Consider the following 19,887-nt stretch of genomic DNA (forward strand, 5'->3'; position numbering starts at 1 on the left):
CGGTCGGTCCCCTCTCCCTCCGGGAGAGGGCTAGGGTGAGGGGCTTTTCAGCGAACAACCCCTTCTTCGATCAGTAGTTTGAGGATCGCTTCAGCGCCGGCCTGCGCGGTGACACCCTTGAGCACTTGTCCACCGCCGCCACTGGCTTTGGCGGTGGCAGCTTTCATCCGGTCCGCGCCGCTTTTGGCCTTGATCACCTTCAAACGTTTCGGCCGTGGCTTGGCCGGTTGCAACGTAGCAACCGCCAGCAGTTCATCGTCCAGCACTTCCACGTCTTCGGCATTGAGCACACCGCGCCGCGCCGGGCCGTAGGCGCTCTGCCGTGGCTTGGGTGCGGCGTTATCCACAGTCGCCAGAAACGGCAGCTTCACTTTGAGACGCCGCCGCTGCCCACGGGGCAAGGCTTGCAGCACCAGCGCCGAGCCGTCGCTGATCGATTCGACCTGCGCCAGTCCTACCACCAGCGGCCAGCCCAGTCCTTCGGCGAGCAGGAACGGCAACATGCCCGAGCCTTCGCCGGTTTCCGCCTGCGTGCCGGTCAGCACCACCTGGGCGCCGGCATCGCGCAGGTACGCGGTCAGCGCCGGCAACGCGTCGGCGCCAGCGGGTTGCTCCAGCACGTGCATCTGCGCGAGTCCCATGCCCAGATAGGCGCGCAGCGCCGGTTCGGCAACGTCCCCGGCGTGCAGCACTTGCAGGTTATCCCCAGCCAGTTGCAGGCCCAGTTCCACGGCGCGCGCGTCCTGTTCGGCACGGCGTGGCCGGCCCGAGGTCGGGTGGGCGCCGATGGAGACCAGGCTGATGACATTGGTGTTCATAACTGTGTCCTTCCCTTAAGCCGCATCGCGCTTGGCGTCGTTGCGGTAAGCCGCTACCGCCGCGATCAAGGCTTGAAGAATCTCCGCGCTCTCGCCGATCACCGACAGGTCGGCGCGTTTGATCATGTCGCATCCCGGGTCGAGGTTGATCGCCACCACCTTGTCGCAGGCACCGATGCCCTGCAGGTGCTGGATCGCCCCGGAGATACCCACAGCCACATAAACCCGTGCGGTGACCCAGGTACCGGACGCGCCGACCTGCCGGTCGCGGGTCATGAAGCCGTCGTCCACGGCCACCCGCGAGGCGCCTTCGGTGGCGCCGAGCGCCGCAGCGGTCTGGTGGAACAGCGCCCAGTCCTTGACCCCGTTGCCGCCGGAGAAAATGAACTCGGCTTCGGCCATCGGAATCGCCGCCGGGTCCACCGCCACCGCGCCCAGATCTTCGATCCGCGACAGGCTGCGCGCCACAGGTGTGGATAACTCCACCGGCAGCGCTTCGTGACGGGTTTCGCTGACCGGTTCGGCGCATTCGGCCGAGGCCAGAATCAGCCGTGCGACCGGACGGGCAAGATCCTGCAAGCCGGCACCGGCGCGGCCGATGCACTCCTGTTTCTTGACTTGCCAAACCCGTGTGGCTGGGCGTTCGCCCAGCGCAGCAGCAAAGCGCCGACCCAGTTCGCCGCCACCGCTGCGGCTGTCCGGCAGCAGCCAGTGGCGCGGGTTGAACTGGTTATCCACAGCCCGCAGGCCCTGGATTCGTTGCTCCGGTGCATAACCGCTGAACTCTTCGCCTTCCAGCACCAGCAAGCGGTCAACGCCCGCCGTGGCGAAAGCGTTTTCCTTGTGCTCTGCGAATACCACCGCCAGCACCGCGCCGTCGCTGCCGGCCAGTTGATGCGCCAGGCCCAGCAAGTCGCGGTCGTGGCTGCTCAGACGCCCACCGACCATGTCCGGCACCACGCTGATGTAGAACGCCGGGGCCGGTACCTGATGCAGCGGCAGTTGCACTTCAACCGTGGCCGAGCGTTTCACCGCCCCGCCCTGTTGCGCGCCGCTGCGGTCGATACGCTTGATGCCGTTGGGGCCGATGAAACCGATGCCGTGCAGGTTCTTGCGGATAATCCCGTTGGGGCCCATCCAGCTGTGTTGCGCCGGTTGCATGGCCGCGTGCAGCGGATGCAAACGGTTACGCGCAATCCATTCGGCGCGTGGGTCGCGGCGGATAATGTCGCTCATCAGTGGGCCTCCGCAGGTTCACGTTTGGCCGGTGTGGCAGGCTTGTCTGGCGCGGCATCTTCAAGCAGCGCGTCGGCCACCAGTTCGGCGATGTCCTTGATCAGCGGACGCGGTTCGACCACGCCTTCGAGCATCGCCGTGCACTGTGGACAACCCACGGCCACCAGCTCGGCGCCGGTCTCGCGGATGTCTTCCATGCGCATGTCGGGAATCCGCTGCTTGCCCGGAATGTCAGTGATCGGCGCACCGCCACCACCGCCGCAGCAGCGCGAGCGGAAGCCGGAACGTTGCATCTCTTTGACTTCGATGCCGAGGGCGCGCAGCACTTCACGCGGCGCCTCGTATTCGCCGTTGTAGCGACCGAGGTAGCACGGGTCGTGGTAGGTCACGCTGTTGCCTTTGTGCTGACCGAGGTTCAGCGCACCGGCCTGAATGATTTCTGCCATGTAGGTGCTGTGGTGCTGCACCAGGTAGTTGCCGTCGAACGCGCCGTACTCGTTTTTCAGCACATGGAAACTGTGCGGATCGCAGGTGACGATGCGGTTGAAGCGGTATTTGGCCAGGGTCTGGATATTGCGTTTGGCGAGCAACTGGAACGTCGCTTCGTCACCTAGACGTCGGGCCACGTCTCCGCTGTCGCGCTCTTCGAGGCCGAGCACTGCGAAGTCGATTTTCGCGGCTTTCAGCACTTTGACAAACGCGCGCAAGGTGCGCTGGTTGCGCATGTCGAAGGCACCGTCGCCGACCCAGAACAGCACGTCGGTGGATTTCTTCTCGCTGAGCAGATTGAGGTTCAGATCCGCCGCCCAGTTCATCCGCCCGCCCGGGGCGAAACCGCCGGGGTTGTCGGTGGCGATCAGGTTTTCCAGGACTTCGGCGCCCTTGTTCGGGGTCGCGCCTTTTTCCAGCGTCAGGTGGCGGCGCATGTCGACGATGGCGTCGACGTGCTCGATCATCATCGGGCACTCCTCGACGCAGGCGCGGCAGGTGGTGCAAGACCACAAGGTTTCGGCATCGACCAGACCGTTGACGATCGGTTGATGCGGATTGCCGCTGTGTTCACCGATTGGCTTGCCCGGATAAGGGCTACCGGCAAACTTCGCGTCAGTGCCGCCAGCCAGGCCGACGACCATATCCTGAATCAGCTTCTTCGGGTTCAGCGGCTGGCCCGCAGCAAAGGCCGGGCACGCGGCTTCGCACTTGCCGCACTGCACGCAGGCGTCAAAACCGAGCAACTGGTTCCAGGTGAAATCCTTGGGTTTTTCCACGCCGAGCGGCGCGCTGGGATCATTCAGATCCAGCGGTTTCAAACCAGTGGAACGACCGCCGCCAAAGCGTTCGGCGCGGCGGTGCCAGGCCAGGTGCAGGGCGCCGGCGAAGGCGTGCTTCATCGGCCCGCCCCAAGTCATGCCGAAGAACAGTTCCGACACGCCCCACAAAACGCCGAGCCCGAGAATCGCCGCCAGCAGCCAGCCGCCGAAGTTCTCCGGGAGGATCCCGGCCACCGGCAAGGTCACCAGAAAGAACGACGCCGAGAACGCCAGCAGACTCTTCGGCAACCGCATCCACGGGCCTTTCGACAGCCGCGACGGCGGGTTGAGCCGACGCCGATAAACGAAGATTGCCCCGACGAACATCACTGCCGTCATCAGCAGCAACGCATAGCCGAGGATGCGGTTATGCAGGCCGAAACCATGCACCAGAATCGCCAGCACGATCGACGCCACCGCACCACCGGCCGTGGCGACGTGGGTGTTGGCGATGTATTTGTCCCGCGCCACCACGTGGTGCAGGTCGACCATGTAACGCTTGGGCATGGCGAACAGGCCGCCGATCAGATCGACCTTCGAGGCCCGGCCCCGACGCCACATGGCCACCCGCCGCAACACGCCCAGCACCGCAAGGGCCAGGGCTGCGAACAACAGGATTGGAAGAAGGGTGTTCAACATGGTGAAGCTCCCAAAGACCGCAGAGTCTTGCAGGTCGAGTTGCCTTACTCGGTCACTGTGGGAGCGGGCTTGCCCGCGAATGCATTCTGTCAGTCACATTTTTATCGACTGACCCACCGCTATCGCGGGCAAGCCCGCTCCCACAGGTCGTGTGCAAGCTTTTAAAAATCCTTGCAGAGCCGCAACGCGTCATAGATCGCAGCATGGGTATTACGCTGCGCCACGCAGTCGCCGATGCGGAACAGCAAGTAGCCGTCACCGGTGCTGCTCAGTGAAGGTTGTGGCTGGATCGCGAACAGCGCTTCGACGTCGATCTGGCCCTTGTTGCGCGAACCATCTTTAAGCGCGTAGTAGATTTCCTCGTCCGGACGCACGCCGTTCTCCACCACCACCTGATCGACCACCCGCTCCTCTTTGGCGCCGGTGTATTCGTTCTCCAGCACCGCGACGAGTTTGTCGCCTTCGCGGTAGACCTTCTCCAGCATCATGTCGCCGGTCATGATCACTTCTTTCGGGTACATGCTGCGGTAGTAGGTCGGGAACGATGTACCGCCGATGGCCACGCCCGGTTTGATGTCGTCGGTGACGATCTCGACCTGGCTGCCCTTGTCGGCGAGGAAGTCGGCGACCGACATGCCGGTAAACTCGCAAATGGTGTCGTAGACCAGTACGTTCTTGCCCGGCGCGACCTTGCCGTCGAGCACGTCCCAGCTGCTGACGACCAGCCCTTCAGCGGCGCCCCAGTGTTCGTTCTGTTCCAGGTACGGGTGACCGCCGACCGCCAGCACCACGATGTCCGGACGCAGGTCCATGATGGTGTCGGCATCCGCCGCCGTGCCCAGACGCAGGTCGACTTTCAATCGCGCCAGTTCCAGTTGGAACCAGCGGGTGATCCCGGCGATCTGGTCACGCTGCGGCGCTTTCGACGCCGTGGTGATCTGCCCGCCGATGAATTCTTTCTTCTCGAACAGGGTCACGTCGTGGCCACGTTCGGCCGCCACACGCGCAGCTTCCATCCCGGCTGGGCCGGCACCGACGATCACCACCTTGCGTTTCGGCCCGGTGGACTTCTCGATGATGTGCGGCACGCCCATGTATTCACGGGACGTCGCGGCGTTCTGGATGCACAGCACGTCCAGACCTTGGTACTGACGGTCGATGCAGTAGTTGGCGCCGACACACTGTTTGATCTGGTCGACCTGGCCCATCTTGATCTTGGCGATCAGGTGCGGGTCGGCGATGTGCGCGCGGGTCATGCCGACCATGTCGACGTAACCGCCTTCAAGGATGCGTGTGGCCTGGTTCGGGTCCTTGATGTTCTGCGCATGCAGCACTGGAACCTTGACCACTTCCTTGATTCCGGCCGCCAGGTGCAGGAACGGCTCCGGCGGATAGCTCATGTTCGGAATCACGTTGGCCAGGGTGTTGTGGGTGTCGCAACCCGAGCCGACGACGCCGATGAAATCGAGCATGCCGGTGTCGTCGTAATACTTGGCGATCTGCTTCATGTCTTCGTGGGACAGACCGTCCGGGTGGAACTCGTCACCACAGATGCGCATGCCGACGCAGAAATCGTCACCGACCTCGGCGCGCACGGCTTTCAGCACTTCCAGGCCGAATTTCATCCGGCCTTCGAAGCTGCCACCCCATTCGTCGGTACGCTTGTTGACGCGCGGGCTCCAGAACTGGTCGATCATGTGCTGGTGCACGGCCGACAGCTCGACGCCGTCCAGGCCACCGGCCTTGGCGCGGCGCGCGGCTTGCGCGTAGTTGCCGATCACCCGCCAGATTTCTTCCGGCTCAATGGTCTTGCAGGTCGCACGGTGCACCGGTTCACGGATGCCCGACGGCGACATCAGGGTCGGCCAGTGAAAACCGTCCCAACGTGAGCGTCGGCCCATGTGGGTAATCTGGATCATGATCTTGGCGCCGTGCTTGTGCATGGCGTCGGCCAGATTCTGGAAGTGCGGAATGATCCGGTCGGTGGACAGGTTCACCGAACTCCACCATTGCTGCGGGCTGTCGATGGCGACCACCGACGAACCGCCGCAGATCGCCAGGCCAATGCCGCCCTTGGCTTTCTCTTCGTAGTATTTGACGTAGCGCTCGGTGGTCATGCCACCGTCAGTCGCGTAGACCTCGGCGTGCGCGGTGCTGAGCACGCGGTTGCGGATGGTCAGTTTGCCAATTTGAATTGGCTGGAACATTGCTTCGAAAGCCATGGCGGGTTCCTCGACTTACAACGGCTTGACGGTGAACAGGCCGTCGTCGTGGCCTTCTTCGGAGCCACCGTAGACTTGCTTGGCAACCGTACGAATCTTGCTGCCGCGAGCGGCGAGAATCTGATCCATGGCGCCGGCAAACCAGCCGGTGAACATGTAGTCAACCTTGCGCCCGACCTTGCCGTAGACGTAGACGAACGCCGAGTGTTCGAGCTTGACGCTGGCGGTGCCTTTGTCGAGGTCGATGTCCTGAATCTTGAACAGGCCCCAGCCGCGTTGCGACAGGCGCTTCATGTAGTGCTCGAACACCGCGACGCCTTCCAGGCCGTGGCATTCAGCTTCTTTTTCGCACCAGTGCCAGGCGGACTTGTAGCCGGCCTTGTAGAGGATCTCGGCATAGGCGTCGGCGCCCAGCACTTCCTCGATGCCCATGTGGTTATTGACGAAAAAGTGGCGTGGCACGTAGAGCATCGGCAGGGCGTCGGAGGTCCAGACACCGGTTTCACTGTCGACTTCGATTGGCAATTGCGGGGCGATCTTGGCCATGGAAACTTAACTCCAGAAAATTCGGTTTGTTGCCCCCGGCGCGGACGGTCGGGGGAAAGGATTCAGAAGTGCGGCGGCTTATTCGCCCCAGACATCCTTGAGAACGTTGACCCAGTTCTCGCCCATGATCTTGCGCACCACGCGCTCGGAGTGGCCGCGCTTGAGCAGGGTTTCGGTCAGGTTCGGGAACTCGCCGACAGTGCGGATGCCCAGCGGGTTGATGATCTTGCCGAAGCTGGTCAGACGACGGGCGTAGCCCTTGTCGTGGGTCAGGTATTCGAAGAAGTCCTGGCCGTGACCCTGGGTGAAGTCGGTGCCGATGCCGATGGCGTCTTCGCCGACGATGTTCATGGTGTATTCGATGGCCTCGGCGTAATCGTCGATGGTCGAATCGATGCCCTTGGCGAGGAACGGCGCAAACATGGTCACGCCGACAAAACCGCCGTGGTCAGCGATGAACTTCAGTTCAGCATCGGACTTGTTGCGCGGGTGCTCTTTCAGACCCGACGGCAGGCAGTGGGAATAGCAGACCGGTTTTTTCGATTCGAGGATGACTTCCTCGGACGTCTTGGAACCGACGTGGGACAGGTCGCACATGACGCCGACGCGGTTCATCTCGGCGACGATTTCGCGGCCGAAGCCCGACAGGCCGCCGTCACGCTCGTAGCAACCGGTGCCGACCAGGTTCTGGGTGTTGTAGCACATCTGCACGATGCCGACGCCGAGTTGCTTGAACACCTCGACATAGCCAATCTGGTCTTCGAACGCGTGGGCATTCTGGAAGCCGAAGAGGATGCCGGTCTTGCCCTGCTCCTTGGCGCGACGGATGTCGGCGGTGGTGCGCACCGGCATTACCAGATCGCTGTTTTCGCGGATCAGCTTCTGGCTGGCGGCAATATTGTTCACGGTCGCCTGAAAGCCTTCCCACACCGACACGGTGCAGTTGGCCGCCGTCAGACCGCCCTTGCGCATGTCTTCGAACAGCTCGCGGTTCCATTTGGCAATGATCAGACCGTCGATAACGATGCTGTCGGCGTGTAATTCGGCTGGGCTCATCAGGCGTCCCCTTATTGGCGATTCATGCGCCGAATCGTCTGCCGGCGCTTTGGGGCCAGCATATGCCTCGGTGCCGGGGCGACCGGGTGCAAAAACGACAGGGGAATTGCCGAAAGCGTCAATCCGCGACAAAGGGTCGCCAGGCGCTCCGATCAGCTACCTGTTCAAGCCCGCCAGCTTGAGCCAGAATCTGGCGCATCTTGGATACACCACTGGATTAGAGCGGCGACAACCATGAAATCGATCTTCCTGGCCTTGGCACTGATTGCGACCGGCGTACACGCCGCCGAAGAGACCGACAACAACCCGTGCGACGCGGTGGAAAACGACGTCCAGACCCTGGAATGCTCGACCTACAGCCGCAGCACCGCCGAAGACCTGCTCAAGGACAACTGCGCCAGCCTCAACGAACGCATGCAGGCCACCTACGGCAAAAACGCCGCGCAACTGGCCGACATCACCGCCAAACTGAAAACCGCCCAGCAACAATGGCTGAAAACCCGCGACGCCGATTGCGCCGTGGAAGCCTTCCCCGCCACCGAAGGCAGCAAGGCATTCAAGATTGCGCAGAATGACTGTGTGGCGCGGATGAGTGACGAAAGGTCGGAGTTTTTGGAGTCGATTGGGCAGGAGTGATCCTGAATGTTCCGCTGAAAGCTGGAACTGCCTCCGGCTTTCAACCCCACACCTCCTCTCTTCCTACAAGGCACTTCGACATCGCCTACACAAATTGCTTGAATGCCTGCAACCAAGGGCCTTTTACGCAACATGCGGTCAACGGTTGTTGATTGGCCATCGGAAAAATATAAGTAAAGATTCGCGAATCTTATAAAAGACTTATATTCTTCCATGAACAGCATCCACTGGACACGAAAGGCCGTTAAGCAACTCTTGAAATTGCACACCGCACATCAGGGGCAGGTTCGCGATGCCGTTACGGCACTTTCCGAAATGCCTGACGTTGGCAATGTCAAAGCACTAATTGGCCATGACTACGCCTACCGCCTGCGCGTCGGCAATTATCGGGTCATGTTCGACTGGGATGGCGCAATCAAAGTGGTCAGTATTCAAGAGGTCAAAAAACGCGATGAACGCACCTACTGACATCCAAATCATCAACGATGCCGAGGGCAACCCGGCCTTTGTAGTCATTCCCTACGCTCAATACGTCGCGCAGAAAATGCAGCCCGATCTGATCCCGCATGAGGTGGTCAGTCGAATGGTCGACGGGGCGACACCGATCCGTGCCTGGCGCGAACACCTGAACCTGACTCAGGAAGAAGTGGCGAAACGTCTGGGAATTTCCCAGCCGGCGTTCGCTCAACAGGAAACGGTAGCGAAGCCACGCAAGGCTACCCGCGAGAAAATTGCAGCGGCGTTCGGCATCACGGCCAATCAGCTTGAGTTGTAGGCTGCCCTCTTTATTCAAAGGAAATCCCATGAACATCTGCGACATCGAAATCAAAGGCAGCGAAGCGATCATCGCCGTGGCCTCCCTTGACGGGGCAACGCTGAGCCACGTGGCGCTCAACACCAAGAAAATCGCCCTCGACGATGATGACGAGGCGGCCAACGTCAAACGCTTCGCGGCGCAGGTTGCCTCGTTTGTGCGCGAACACTCGATTGAACGGATTGCGATCAAGAAGCGCAGCAAGAAAGGTGAATTTGCCGGTGGGCCGACCACGTTCAAGATCGAAGGTGTGTTTCAGTTGCTCGATGGGTGTGAGGTGACGCTTTTGTCGCCGCAGACGATCAATGCGCAAGCCAAGAAGCATAATTTCGAGCTGCCGGGGACGTTGAACAAGTATCAGCATGAGGCTTATAAAGCGGCGTGTTCGGCGTTGGTGAAGAAGTAAGATCAAAGGATCGCAGCCTTCGGCAGCTCCTACAGGGAAATGAATTCCAATGTAGGAGCTGCCGAAGGCTGCGATCTTTTGATTTCAGGCCTGAGCGGTACGCCGGTCTTCTCGGGGGCAACGGGCGAAGCGTGCGCGGTAGCTGCGGGTGAAATACGACGGTGATTCGAAGCCGCAGGCGATGCTGACTTCGAGCACGCTCATATCAGTCTGGCGCAATAACTGCCGGGCCTTTTCCAGGCGCAACCGCAGATAGAAATTGCTAGGCGTGTCGTTCAGGTGCAGCCGAAACAGGCGCTCCAATTGCCGCCGCGTCACCTTGATCGATTCCGCCAGTTGCAGTGTGGTCAGCGGTGGTTCGCTGTGTTGTTCCATCTCGCCAATCACCTGCACCAGCTTCTTGTTGCTGATGCCGTAACGCGTGGCGACTTCCATGCGCTGGTGGTCCTTGCGTGGGCGGATCCGCCCCAGCACGAACTGCTCGCTGACCTGGATTGCCAGTTGCGGGCCGTGGGCCTGGGCGATCAAGTCGAGCATCAAGTCGATAGACGCGGTGCCGCCCGCGGAGGTGATGCGCCGCCGGTCGATCTCGAACAGCTCCTGGGTCACGCTGAGCTGTGGATAAGATTCCTTGAACGCATCGATGGCTTCCCAGTGCAGGGTCAAGCGATTGCCGTCGAGCAGGCCGGCTTCAGCGAGAACGAAACTGCCGGTATCGATGGCGCCGAGGGTCACGCCTTCGTTGTCCAGCCGGCGCAGCCAGTGTTCAAGAGTCGGCGTGGCGAACTTCAGCGGTTCGAACCCGGCCACCACCAGCAGCGTCGCACCTTTCTTCAACGGTTCCAGCGCCGCGTCGGCGTTGACCGACATGCCATTGCTCGCCAGCACCGCCCCGCCATCGGCGCTGAGCACGTGCCAGCGGTACAACTCGCCGCGAAAGCGGTTGGCCACCCGCAGCGGTTCGATCGCCGAGATGAAACCGATGGCGGAAAAACCCGGCATCAACAGAAAGTAGAAATCCTGGGACATGGTGCGCACTCGGTTAGCGGGTAGCGTGGATCGTTGATACGCCGATTGTCGTCAGCGTTCAAGCGCACAGGTCGCTACAGTGCAAGAGCCAGTCGCCGCAGTGCGTTTTTACGGGGGCATTGCTGCGTAACTTGGCATCACCGGCGCATCAGACGCCGGGAACCACAATAAACGACCTGCCGAGGAACCCGACATGAAACGACTGATCAGCAGCTGTGTTCTTGCACTCAGCGGTACCGCTTTCTTGAGCGCCAGCGTCATGGCGGCCGAACCTGCGTCGTGCCAGAACGTGCGCATGGGCGTCGTGAACTGGACTGACGTGATCGCCACCAGTGCCATGACCCAAGTGCTGCTCGACGGCCTCGGCTACAGCACCAAACAAACCAGCGCGTCCCAGCAGATCATCTTCGCCGGGATTCGCGATCAGCGGCTGGATCTGTTCCTCGGCTACTGGAACCCGCTGATGACCCAGACCATCACCCCGTTCGTCGATGCCAACCAGGTCAAAGTCCTTGAAGCACCGAGCCTGAAGGACGCCCGCGCCACCCTCGCCGTGCCAACCTATCTGGCGGACAAGGGCCTGAAAACCTTCGCCGACATCGCCAAATTCGAGAAGGAACTGGGCGGCAAAATCTACGGCATTGAACCGGGCTCGGGCGCCAATACGCAGATCAAGGCGATGATCGCCAAGAACCAGTTCGGCCTCGGCAAATTCCAGCTGGTCGAGTCCAGCGAAGCCGGGATGCTCGCCGCCGTGGACCGCGCCGTACGCCGCAAGGAAGCCGTGGTGTTCTTCGGCTGGGCGCCGCACCCGATGAACGTGAACGTCAAGATGACTTACCTGACCGGCAGCGAGGACGCCCTCGGTCCGAACGAAGGCATGGCCACGGTGTGGACTGTCACCGCGCCGAAATACGCCGAGCAGTGCCCGAACGTCGGTCGCCTGCTGAGCAACCTGACATTCACCGCCGAAGACGAGAGCCGGATGATGCAGCCGCTGCTCGATCACAAGGACGCGTTCGAATCGGCCAGGCAATGGCTCAAGGATCACCCCGAAGACAAGCAGCGCTGGCTGGAAGGTGTAACCACCTTCGATGGCAAACCGGCCGCTGAAAACCTGCAACTGACCAGCAAATAAATCACCGGAAATCAACGCTTCGCAGCCCCGAACAGGGCTGCGAACAGACCCATCACGCCTGAAGGAAACCGCACCATGAACCACGACGTCATCATCACCTGCGCACTCACCGGTGCTGGCGACACGACCGCCAAGAGCCCGCACGTGCCGGTCACCCCGAAACAGATCGCCGCGGCTGCCGTGGAAGCCGCCAAGGCCGGCGCCACCGTTGTGCATTGCCATGTGCGCGACCCACAGACCGGCAAGTTCAGCCGTGACGTGGCGCTGTACCGCGAAGTGATGGAGCGCATCCGCGAGGCTGACGTCGACATCATCGTCAACCTCACCGCCGGCATGGGCGGTGACCTCGAAATCGGTGCTGGCGAGCACCCGATGGAGTTCGGCCCGAACACCGATCTGGTCGGCCCGCTGACCCGTCTGGCCCACGTTGAAGAACTGCTGCCGGAAATCTGCACCCTCGATTGCGGCACGCTGAACTTCGGCGACGGCGACACCATTTACGTCTCGACTCCGGCGCAACTGCGCGCCGGCGCCAAGCGCATCACCGAGCTGGGAGTGAAGGCCGAACTGGAAATTTTCGACACCGGCCACCTGTGGTTCGCCAAGCAGATGATCAAGGAAGGCCTGCTCGACAACCCGCTGTTCCAGCTGTGCCTGGGCATCCCGTGGGGCGCGCCGGCCGACACCACCACCATGAAAGCCATGGTCGACAACCTGCCCGCCGACGCGGTGTGGGCCGGGTTCGGCATCGGCCGCATGCAGATGCCGATGGCCGCACAAGCGGTGTTGCTCGGCGGCAACGTGCGGGTCGGCCTGGAAGACAACCTGTGGCTGGACAAAGGTGTGCTGGCCACCAACGGCCAACTGGTCGAACGCGCCACCGAGATCCTCAGCCGCCTCGGCGCCCGGGTGCTGACCCCGGCTGAGGGGCGCAAGAAGATGGGCCTGACCCAGCGCGGCTAAATCTCAGCCCCAAAAATGGGGCCCCGACTGCACCCCAATTTCACCTGTAGGAGCTGCCGCAGGCTGCGATCTTTTGATCTTGCTTCAAACAATCAAAATCAAAAGATCGCAGCCTGCGGCAGCTCCTACAGGAAACACCTTTTTCCGGGAGTTCCTATGAGTTTTATCACCAACATCAAAATCTTTGCCGCCCTCGGTAGCGGCGTCATCGGCAGCGGCTGGGTCGCCCGCGCCCTCGCCCACGGCCTTGACGTGGTGGCCTGGGACCCGGCGCCTGGCGCCGAAGCCGCACTGCGCAAACGCGTGGCCAACGCCTGGGGCGCGTTGGAGAAAAACGGTCTGGCGCCGGGTGCGTCGCAGGATCGTCTGCGTTTTGTCGCAACCATCGAGGAGTGCGTACGCGATGCCGATTTCATTCAGGAAAGTGCCCCGGAACGCCTCGAGCTGAAACTCGATCTGCACAGCAAAATCAGCGCAGCGGCCAAGCCCAATGCCTTGATCGGATCGAGCACTTCCGGCCTGTTGCCGAGCGAGTTCTACGAGAGTTCGACCCACCCTGAACGCTGCGTGGTCGGTCACCCGTTCAATCCGGTTTACCTGCTGCCGCTGGTGGAAGTGGTCGGTGGCAAGCACACCGCGCCGGAAGCGGTGCAAGCGGCGATGAAAGTCTACGAATCCCTCGGCATGCGCCCGCTGCATGTGCGCAAGGAAGTGCCGGGATTCATCGCTGACCGTTTGCTCGAAGCACTGTGGCGCGAGGCGCTGCACCTGGTCAACGACGGCGTGGCGACCACTGGCGAGATCGACGACGCGATCCGTTTTGGCGCCGGGCTGCGCTGGTCGTTCATGGGCACGTTCCTGACCTATACGCTGGCCGGTGGCGACGCGGGGATGCGCCACTTCATGTCGCAGTTCGGCCCGGCGTTGCAGTTGCCGTGGACGTATCTGCCGGCACCGGAGCTGACTGACAAGCTGATTGACGATGTGGTCGATGGCACCAGCGATCAGCTCGGCCGCCACAGCATTTCGGCGCTGGAGCGCTATCGTGATGACTGCCTGCTGGCGGTGCTGGAGGCGGTGAAGACCACCAAGGAAAAGCACGGGATGAGTTTCAGCGAGTAATCGCCTTCCCCTGTGGCGAGGGAGCTTGCTCCCGCTCGGCCGCGAAGCGGTCGTAAAACCAGCGAATGCTGTCTGACCGACGCACCGCGATCAGAGGTTTTGGGGCTGCTGCGCAGCCCAGCGGGAGCAAGCTCCCTCGCCACAAGTGTGCATTACGCCAGCGATCTATGGAGTTCAACCATGCCCAGCCTCACCACCTACCAAACCACCATCATCCCCGACTGGGTCGACTACAACGGCCATCTGCGCGACGCCTTCTACTTGCTGATCTTCAGCTACGCCACGGACGCCCTGATGGACCGTCTCGGCATGGACAGCAACAACCGCGAAGCCAGCGGCCACTCGCTGTTCACCCTCGAACTGCACCTGAATTATCTGCATGAAGTGAAGCTCAACACCGAGGTCGAAGTGCGCACGCAGATCATCGGTCACGACAGCAAACGCCTGCACCTCTATCACAGCCTGCACCTGGCCGACGACGACAAGGAACTGGCCGGCAATGAGCAGATGCTGCTGCACGTCGACCTCGCCGGCCCGCGCTCGGCACCGTTCACCGCCGATACCCTGAGCCGTCTGCAAGCCATCGTCGCCGAGCAAGTCGATCTGCCCGCCCCGGCTTACATCGGCCGCGTCATCGCCCTGCCACCCGCCCGGTAATCCGCCCACGCTAGGAGCCAACATGAACACCGCTGCCGCTGTTGCCGATTTCCGTACTTATCCGTTGATCAGCGCGCTGAGCGGCGTGCAGAACCTGACGGATCGCGTTTCGCTGGCCTGGGCTGATGGCCGTGTCAGCCCGTTTCACCATGTCTGGTTGCGGGACAATTGCCCGTGCGAACAGTGCGTCTACACCGTCACCCGCGAGCAGGTATTCGAGATCGTCGATGCCGCGCCGGATCTGGCTCCCGTCAACGCGCACATCGACAGCGACGGCTGTCTGCAGATCGACTGGCAGGACGGCCATCACAGTCGCTTCGATCCGGGCTGGCTGCGCGCCCACGCCTATGACGACGAATCCCGCGCCGAACGCCTGGCAGCCAAACCCCAGCCCTATCTGTGGCGCAGCAATTTGCAGCTACCGGCATTCGACTATTCAGCGCTGATGAACGATAACGGTGCGCTGCTGCAATGGTTGATCGCGGTGCGCGACATCGGCCTGACTCAGGTGCGCGGCGTGCCCACCGAACCGGGTTCGCTGAAGCTGATCGCCCAGCGCATTTCGTTCATCCGCGAGAGCAATTTCGGCGTGCTGTTCAACGTGCAATCGAAGGCCGATGCCGACAGCAACGCCTACACCGGTTTCAACCTGCCATTGCACACCGATTTGCCGACTCGCGAGCTGCAACCAGGGCTGCAATTTCTGCATTGCCTGGTGAATGACGCCGAGGGTGGCGAGAGTATTTTTGTCGATGGTTTTGCGATTGCCGACGCGTTGCGTCAGGAAGCACCGGAGCTGTTTCAGGCACTGTGCGAAATCCCCGTGGAGTTTCGCAACAAGGACCGCCACAGCGACTATCGTTGCCTGGCGCCGATCATTGCGCTGGATGCGCTGGGCCGGGTTGCGGAGGTGCGCATGGCGAACTTTCTGCGCGGTGCATTCGATACGTCGGTGGAGCAGATGCCGCTGCTGTATCGCGCCTATCGACGCTTGATTGCGATGACCCGTGAGCCACGTTTTCGCCTGATGCAGCGACTCAATCCGGGTGAACTGTGGTGCTTCGATAATCGCCGCACGCTGCATGCGCGCAATGCGTTTGACCCGGCCACCGGGGCGCGGCATTTCCAGGGCTGCTACATCGATCGGGATGAGTTGTTGTCGCGGATTCTGGTGTTGCAACGCTAGACCGCTAAAAGCAAAAGATCGCAGCCTCCGGCAGCTCCTACAGGGGATCGCATTTCAACTGTAGGAGCTGCCGGAGGCTGCGATCTTTTGACTTTCATAAAATTAAAAAAAGCCCCGATACAAGCCGTGACAGGATCGGGGCAGAGGGTACTGTTGAGGAGCTGCCAGTCGAGGGTGACCAAACCGTCTGTAGCGAGCTGAGGCCAGTGTGCCCACTCCCCTTTGCACTGAGTTAGCCGAAAACGACCTGTTCATAGCCGTCGCGGCCACTGCGACAAATCACCCTTGCCGTGCCTGCGCATGCCCACCAGAATCGAGCCACGACCTCCATTGCCGAAGAAGGAAGCGCGCCATGATGTATGCCGATTTGATCGATCAGGAAGACTTGTTGGGCCAGCTCAAGGCATTGGGATTTCAGGTGCCGAGCGGCTCCACAGCGGAGCAGGCCTGCGAGTGTGCGGTGCGTGGTCTGGACAATGTTCGCGCGTTTGAATTGCGCAAGATGGTCAAGGACATGTACACCAGCGGCGCCAGTATCCAGCCTGCGGTGCGCCAGGCGATCGACAAACAGTTGTTGCCGGCATTGGCGCAGTTCCAACAGACCCACAGCGCCTGACGAGCAACTGTGGCGAGGGAGCTTGCTCCCGCTGGGCCGCGAAGCGGCCCCAAACCGGCAGATGCTCTATTCCAGATAAATCGCATTCGCAGGTTTAACGAGCGCTACGCGCCCGAGCGGGAGCAAGCTCCCTCGCCACAAAAACTTTCCGGTCTACAGCCTTACGCTGGCAAACGTCGACTCATTACGCGCCTGACTCAATGCCGACATCGGCCCCGACAGCGGCGACATCACGATGGCCTGCGGCAGCGGCAGCATCGCCACTTGCTGCGTGGTGTTGGAGCCTACGCGTTCGTCACGCGGCGGAATGCCGAAGTATTCGCGGTAGCACTTGGAGAAGTGCGGCGTCGAGACGAAACCACACACCGAGGCCACTTCGATGATCGACATCGGCGTTTGCTTGAGCAGTTGCCGCGCGCGGATCAGGCGCAGCTTGAGGTAGTAACGCGACGGCGAGCAGTGCAGGTATTTCTGGAACAGCCGCTCCAGCTGTCGACGCGACACGGCGACGTACACCGCCAGTTCGTCGAGGTCGATCGGCTCTTCCAGATTGGCTTCCATCAGCGCGACGATTTCCTGCAGCTTCGGCTGGTTGGTGCCGAGCATGTGCTTGAGCGGCACGCGCTGGTGATCCTGCTCGTTGCGGATGCGCTCGTAGACGAACATTTCCGAGATCGCAGCAGACAGCTCGCGACCGTGATCGCGGCTGATCAGGTGCAGCATCATGTCCAGTGGCGCGGTACCACCGGAACTGGTGAAACGGTTACGGTCGAGGGTGAACAAGCGAGTGCTCATGGCCACACGCGGGAAGGCTTCCTGCATCGCCGCCAGACATTCCCAGTGCACGCTGCAATCGAAACCGTCGAGCAGCCCGGCGCAAGCCAAAGCCCAGCTGCCGGTGCACACCGCGCCCAGCCGCTTGGACTGACGCGCCTGACTCTGCAGCCATGACACGTGCTCGCGGGTCACGGTACGTTGAATGCCGATCCCGCCGCAGACGATCACGGTGTCCAGGGGCGGGGCTTTGTGCATGGAGGCATCGGGGGTGATTTGCAGACCGTCACTGGCCCACACCTGTCCGCCATCGACGGTCAGCGTGCTCCAGCGATACAGCTCACGACCGGACAATTGGTTGGCCATGCGCAGGGGTTCGACTGCGGAGGCCAGAGAAATCAGCGTGAAATTGTCCAGCAGCAGAAAGCCGATGGATTGAGGCGCACGGTTCTGGGGTTGGGCCCCGGAGTTGAACGACGTCATCGCGGTATCTCCTCACACAAAGCGGGTGATGGCCTCAGGCGGAGGCTCTTGTTATTGCCGGCGTTCTCACGTGGGAGACGGGCTTTGTTATGACAGAGCAAATGCCATGCCTAAAATTGAATGGCCGTTCAATAACTCCTGAAAACGACGTCGCGACGTGTCTATTCAAGACGTCGGCCAACAGCTGTTTCGAAGTGCCATCAGCGGCGGTGAGGGCCCTGCCCCGCTGCCTGTGAGCAGATCGGTAGCACTTGTGGGAACTGGCCTGCGCGCAGTTTGTGGGGAGTGTCACCGCAGGCACGGGTGACGGACGGTCGGTGGTGCGAATGGCCCATGGCGGCTGGGAAAGACTCTTATCTGATTGCGACGCGCTAAAAGGTGGCGCCTGCGGTTGTGTGTGTTCCGTTAGCGAGCAGTTTTGACTGGTCTGGCCTCATCGCTGGCAAGCCAGCTCCCACAGATTCTGTGGTGATACAGAAATCGTTATCACACTGAAAATCCCTGTGGGAGCTGGCTTGCCAGCGATGGGAGCAATACGGTCTCAGCACTCAACCGCGCTAACGGCCAAACCACCACGCGAGGTCTCTTTATATTTGTCATGCATATCCGCGCCGGTATCGCGCATGGTGCGGATCACCCGGTCCAGCGAGATGAAGTGCTGACCATCGCCGCGCAAGGCCATCTGCGCCGCGTTGATCGCTTTCACCGCCGCAATCGCATTGCGCTCGATGCACGGCACCTGCACCAGGCCGCCGACCGGATCGCAGGTCAGGCCGAGGTTATGTTCCAGACCGATTTCCGCCGCGTTGCACAGTTGCTCCGGTGTCGCGCCCAAAATCTCTGCCAGACCCGCTGCCGCCATCGCGCAGGCCGAACCCACTTCACCCTGGCAGCCGACTTCGGCACCGGAGATCGAGGCGTTCTTCTTGCACAGAATCCCCACCGCCGCCGCACCCAGAAAGTAGTCGACGACGTTGGCGTCGGTGACCGCTTCGCTGAACTTCATAAAGTAGTGCAACACCGCCGGAATGATCCCCGCCGCGCCATTGGTCGGCGCCGTGACCATACGCCCGCCCGCCGCGTTTTCTTCGTTGACCGCCAGGGCGAACAGGTTGACCCATTCCATCGCGCTCAACGTCGAACCGATCACGTTGGGCTTGTTCAATTCCTGCAGGTTGCGATGCAACTTCGCCGCACGCCGACGCACATTCAAACCACCGGGGAGGATGCCTTCGTGCTTGAGGCCCTGCTCGACGCAATCCTGCATCGCCCGCCACAGTTTCATCAGCCCGGCGCGGATTTCTTCTTCGCTGCGCCAGACCTTTTCGTTGGCCATCATCAATTCGGCGACGCGCAGATTGTTCTTTTGGCACAGCTGCAGCAGTTCCACCGCGCTGGAAAAGTCATAGGGCAATTCAGTGCGATCCAGATCGACCACACCGCTGGATGCCTGCGCCTGATCCACCACGAATCCGCCGCCGACCGAATAGTAGGTGTCGCGATGAATCTCGCCGTGATCGCCTTCGGCAATCAGGGTCATGGCGTTGGGGTGGAACGGCAGGTTCTCGTCGATCAGGCGCATGTCGCGCGCCCAGACAAACGGCACCGACAAACGGCCGTCCAGAAGAAGCGTGTGGGTTTCACGCAGGGCCTGGATTCGCGGGCCAATCTGCGACGGGTCGATTGCGTCCGGCCACTCGCCCATCAGGCCCATGATCACTGCGTTGTCGCTGCCGTGGCCGATACCGGTGGCCGACAGCGAACCGAACAGTTGCACTTCTATACGCCGCACCTGTTCGAGCAGGTGCCGGTCGCGCAGCGATTCGACAAACAGGGCCGCGGCGCGCATCGGGCCGACGGTGTGGGAACTGGACGGGCCGATGCCGATTTTGAACAGGTCGAAAACGCTGATAGCCATTGCTGCAGAGCTCCTGAGGATGCCGTTCCCGGGCGTTAAGCGCCCGCTGGCGGAGCTGCTACGCTCAAGCTGCGATCCGCCGGAATGCCCGCATCATCAGGCTTTTGTCAGGTCGCCCGGCGTCTGACACCGACGCACTCATGCCCACCAACGCCGTGCCGGTTTCCTCCCCTGTTTTCGCCGTTTTTATGCGGTTCAGATGGCCAAACGGGGCAGAAAAAAGCTGTAAACGACGTCACTGACACTGGATGCGACCATCCCTGTACTGGATACGACCCACCCTGTAGGCGTCAGATTTTCACTGGTACATGATCGTTA

General features: G+C 61.5%; 19 protein-coding genes. 10 read left to right on the forward strand and 9 right to left on the reverse strand.

Features of this window, described 5'->3' with window-relative positions; translation table 11 throughout:
* Positions 1-47 precede the first annotated feature (47 nt).
* From OC71_RS01575 to OC71_RS01600, 6 genes are all read right to left on the reverse strand, one after another.
* Complete coding sequence (locus OC71_RS01575; protein ID WP_041063331.1) at positions 48-818, reverse strand: electron transfer flavoprotein subunit beta; 771 nt, start codon at positions 816-818, stop codon at positions 48-50.
* 15 nt (positions 819-833) lie between these two features.
* Positions 834-2,054, reverse strand: coding sequence for an electron transfer flavoprotein subunit alpha/FixB family protein (locus OC71_RS01580; RefSeq protein WP_041063334.1), 1,221 nt, complete (start codon positions 2,052-2,054; stop codon positions 834-836).
* A complete protein-coding gene (gene dgcB / locus OC71_RS01585) occupies positions 2,054-4,003 on the reverse strand; it encodes a dimethylglycine demethylation protein DgcB (RefSeq protein ID WP_041063336.1) in 1,950 nt (649 codons plus the stop codon). Before dgcB ends, OC71_RS01580 begins: the two co-directional genes overlap by 1 nt.
* Positions 4,004-4,164: 161 nt before the next feature.
* Positions 4,165-6,225: a dimethylglycine demethylation protein DgcA gene (gene dgcA / locus OC71_RS01590; protein WP_041063338.1), complete on the reverse strand. Its 2,061-nt coding sequence runs from the start codon at positions 6,223-6,225 to the stop codon at positions 4,165-4,167.
* Between the two features lie 15 nt (positions 6,226-6,240).
* Complete coding sequence (locus tag OC71_RS01595; protein WP_041063340.1) at positions 6,241-6,771, reverse strand: DUF5943 domain-containing protein; 531 nt, start codon at positions 6,769-6,771, stop codon at positions 6,241-6,243.
* 78 nt (positions 6,772-6,849) lie between these two features.
* Positions 6,850-7,827: a dipeptidase gene (locus tag OC71_RS01600; protein WP_007962626.1), complete on the reverse strand. Its 978-nt coding sequence runs from the start codon at positions 7,825-7,827 to the stop codon at positions 6,850-6,852.
* Positions 7,828-8,061: 234 nt separating this feature from the next.
* Here OC71_RS01600 and OC71_RS01605 point away from each other — a divergent pair, with 234 nt between their 5' ends.
* From OC71_RS01605 to OC71_RS01620, 4 genes are all read left to right on the forward strand, one after another.
* Positions 8,062-8,463: a lysozyme inhibitor LprI family protein gene (locus OC71_RS01605; protein ID WP_041063344.1), complete on the forward strand. Its 402-nt coding sequence runs from the start codon at positions 8,062-8,064 to the stop codon at positions 8,461-8,463.
* A gap of 213 nt (positions 8,464-8,676) precedes the next feature.
* Positions 8,677-8,931 (forward strand): type II toxin-antitoxin system RelE/ParE family toxin, encoded by a 255-nt coding sequence (locus tag OC71_RS01610; protein WP_041063346.1) that lies wholly within the window; start codon positions 8,677-8,679, stop codon positions 8,929-8,931.
* Positions 8,915-9,238, forward strand: coding sequence for a helix-turn-helix domain-containing protein (locus tag OC71_RS01615; protein WP_041063348.1), 324 nt, complete (start codon positions 8,915-8,917; stop codon positions 9,236-9,238). The genes OC71_RS01610 and OC71_RS01615 overlap by 17 nt, the downstream gene beginning before the upstream one ends.
* A 28-nt stretch (positions 9,239-9,266) precedes the next feature.
* Positions 9,267-9,683: a DUF3010 family protein gene (locus OC71_RS01620; RefSeq protein ID WP_041063350.1), complete on the forward strand. Its 417-nt coding sequence runs from the start codon at positions 9,267-9,269 to the stop codon at positions 9,681-9,683.
* 84 nt (positions 9,684-9,767) lie between these two features.
* On the opposite strand, the gene OC71_RS01625 is transcribed toward OC71_RS01620, so the two are convergent.
* On the reverse strand, positions 9,768-10,712 hold the full coding sequence (locus OC71_RS01625; protein ID WP_041063352.1) for a GlxA family transcriptional regulator: 945 nt from the start codon (positions 10,710-10,712) through the stop codon (positions 9,768-9,770).
* A 193-nt stretch (positions 10,713-10,905) separates the two neighbouring features.
* Here OC71_RS01625 and OC71_RS01630 point away from each other — a divergent pair, with 193 nt between their 5' ends.
* The 6 genes from OC71_RS01630 to OC71_RS01655 all read left to right on the forward strand — a co-directional run bounded on the left by OC71_RS01630 (position 10,906) and on the right by OC71_RS01655 (position 16,394).
* The gene (locus tag OC71_RS01630) at positions 10,906-11,850 is read left to right on the forward strand and encodes a choline ABC transporter substrate-binding protein (protein ID WP_041063355.1); all 945 of its coding nucleotides are present in this window, start codon (positions 10,906-10,908) and stop codon (positions 11,848-11,850) included.
* 75 nt (positions 11,851-11,925) lie between these two features.
* Positions 11,926-12,813, forward strand: coding sequence for a 3-keto-5-aminohexanoate cleavage protein (locus OC71_RS01635; RefSeq protein ID WP_007962632.1), 888 nt, complete (start codon positions 11,926-11,928; stop codon positions 12,811-12,813).
* A gap of 156 nt (positions 12,814-12,969) precedes the next feature.
* Positions 12,970-13,935 (forward strand): L-carnitine dehydrogenase, encoded by a 966-nt coding sequence (locus OC71_RS01640; protein ID WP_041063358.1) that lies wholly within the window; start codon positions 12,970-12,972, stop codon positions 13,933-13,935.
* A gap of 180 nt (positions 13,936-14,115) precedes the next feature.
* Positions 14,116-14,592, forward strand: coding sequence for a thioesterase family protein (locus tag OC71_RS01645; protein WP_041063360.1), 477 nt, complete (start codon positions 14,116-14,118; stop codon positions 14,590-14,592).
* A 22-nt stretch (positions 14,593-14,614) separates the two neighbouring features.
* Positions 14,615-15,778, forward strand: coding sequence for a gamma-butyrobetaine dioxygenase (locus tag OC71_RS01650; protein ID WP_041063362.1), 1,164 nt, complete (start codon positions 14,615-14,617; stop codon positions 15,776-15,778).
* A 352-nt stretch (positions 15,779-16,130) separates the two neighbouring features.
* Complete coding sequence (locus OC71_RS01655) at positions 16,131-16,394, forward strand: hypothetical protein (protein ID WP_041063364.1); 264 nt, start codon at positions 16,131-16,133, stop codon at positions 16,392-16,394.
* Between the two features lie 153 nt (positions 16,395-16,547).
* Here the strand turns inward: OC71_RS01655 and OC71_RS01660 are convergent, their stop codons facing one another.
* The gene (locus OC71_RS01660; protein ID WP_007949927.1) at positions 16,548-17,651 is read right to left on the reverse strand and encodes a GlxA family transcriptional regulator; all 1,104 of its coding nucleotides are present in this window, start codon (positions 17,649-17,651) and stop codon (positions 16,548-16,550) included.
* A gap of 541 nt (positions 17,652-18,192) precedes the next feature.
* Positions 18,193-19,569 carry an L-serine ammonia-lyase gene (locus OC71_RS01665; protein ID WP_041063379.1) on the reverse strand — a complete coding sequence of 459 codons (1,377 nt, stop codon included), beginning with the start codon at positions 19,567-19,569 and terminating at the stop codon, positions 18,193-18,195.
* Positions 19,570-19,887: the final 318 nt, after the last annotated feature.

This window comes from Pseudomonas sp. W15Feb9B (assembly GCF_000828175.1).
In the GTDB taxonomy this organism is placed as follows: Bacteria; Pseudomonadota; Gammaproteobacteria; order Pseudomonadales; family Pseudomonadaceae; genus Aquipseudomonas; species Aquipseudomonas parakoreensis.

Excerpts from the sequence above, each read along its gene's own strand:
- OC71_RS01575 (WP_041063331.1), bottom strand. The coding sequence starts at position 818 with ATGAACACCAATGTCATCAGCCTGGTCTCCATCGGCGCCCACCCGACC.
- OC71_RS01580 (WP_041063334.1), bottom strand. The coding sequence starts at position 2,054 with ATGAGCGACATTATCCGCCGCGACCCACGCGCCGAATGGATTGCGCGT.
- dgcB (WP_041063336.1), bottom strand. The coding sequence starts at position 4,003 with ATGTTGAACACCCTTCTTCCAATCCTGTTGTTCGCAGCCCTGGCCCTT.
- dgcA (WP_041063338.1), bottom strand. The coding sequence starts at position 6,225 with ATGGCTTTCGAAGCAATGTTCCAGCCAATTCAAATTGGCAAACTGACC.
- OC71_RS01595 (WP_041063340.1), bottom strand. The coding sequence starts at position 6,771 with ATGGCCAAGATCGCCCCGCAATTGCCAATCGAAGTCGACAGTGAAACC.
- OC71_RS01600 (WP_007962626.1), bottom strand. The coding sequence starts at position 7,827 with ATGAGCCCAGCCGAATTACACGCCGACAGCATCGTTATCGACGGTCTG.
- OC71_RS01605 (WP_041063344.1), top strand. The coding sequence starts at position 8,062 with ATGAAATCGATCTTCCTGGCCTTGGCACTGATTGCGACCGGCGTACAC.
- OC71_RS01610 (WP_041063346.1), top strand. The coding sequence starts at position 8,677 with ATGAACAGCATCCACTGGACACGAAAGGCCGTTAAGCAACTCTTGAAA.
- OC71_RS01615 (WP_041063348.1), top strand. The coding sequence starts at position 8,915 with ATGAACGCACCTACTGACATCCAAATCATCAACGATGCCGAGGGCAAC.
- OC71_RS01620 (WP_041063350.1), top strand. The coding sequence starts at position 9,267 with ATGAACATCTGCGACATCGAAATCAAAGGCAGCGAAGCGATCATCGCC.
- OC71_RS01625 (WP_041063352.1), bottom strand. The coding sequence starts at position 10,712 with ATGTCCCAGGATTTCTACTTTCTGTTGATGCCGGGTTTTTCCGCCATC.
- OC71_RS01630 (WP_041063355.1), top strand. The coding sequence starts at position 10,906 with ATGAAACGACTGATCAGCAGCTGTGTTCTTGCACTCAGCGGTACCGCT.
- OC71_RS01635 (WP_007962632.1), top strand. The coding sequence starts at position 11,926 with ATGAACCACGACGTCATCATCACCTGCGCACTCACCGGTGCTGGCGAC.
- OC71_RS01640 (WP_041063358.1), top strand. The coding sequence starts at position 12,970 with ATGAGTTTTATCACCAACATCAAAATCTTTGCCGCCCTCGGTAGCGGC.
- OC71_RS01645 (WP_041063360.1), top strand. The coding sequence starts at position 14,116 with ATGCCCAGCCTCACCACCTACCAAACCACCATCATCCCCGACTGGGTC.
- OC71_RS01650 (WP_041063362.1), top strand. The coding sequence starts at position 14,615 with ATGAACACCGCTGCCGCTGTTGCCGATTTCCGTACTTATCCGTTGATC.
- OC71_RS01655 (WP_041063364.1), top strand. The coding sequence starts at position 16,131 with ATGATGTATGCCGATTTGATCGATCAGGAAGACTTGTTGGGCCAGCTC.
- OC71_RS01660 (WP_007949927.1), bottom strand. The coding sequence starts at position 17,651 with ATGACGTCGTTCAACTCCGGGGCCCAACCCCAGAACCGTGCGCCTCAA.
- OC71_RS01665 (WP_041063379.1), bottom strand. The coding sequence starts at position 19,569 with ATGGCTATCAGCGTTTTCGACCTGTTCAAAATCGGCATCGGCCCGTCC.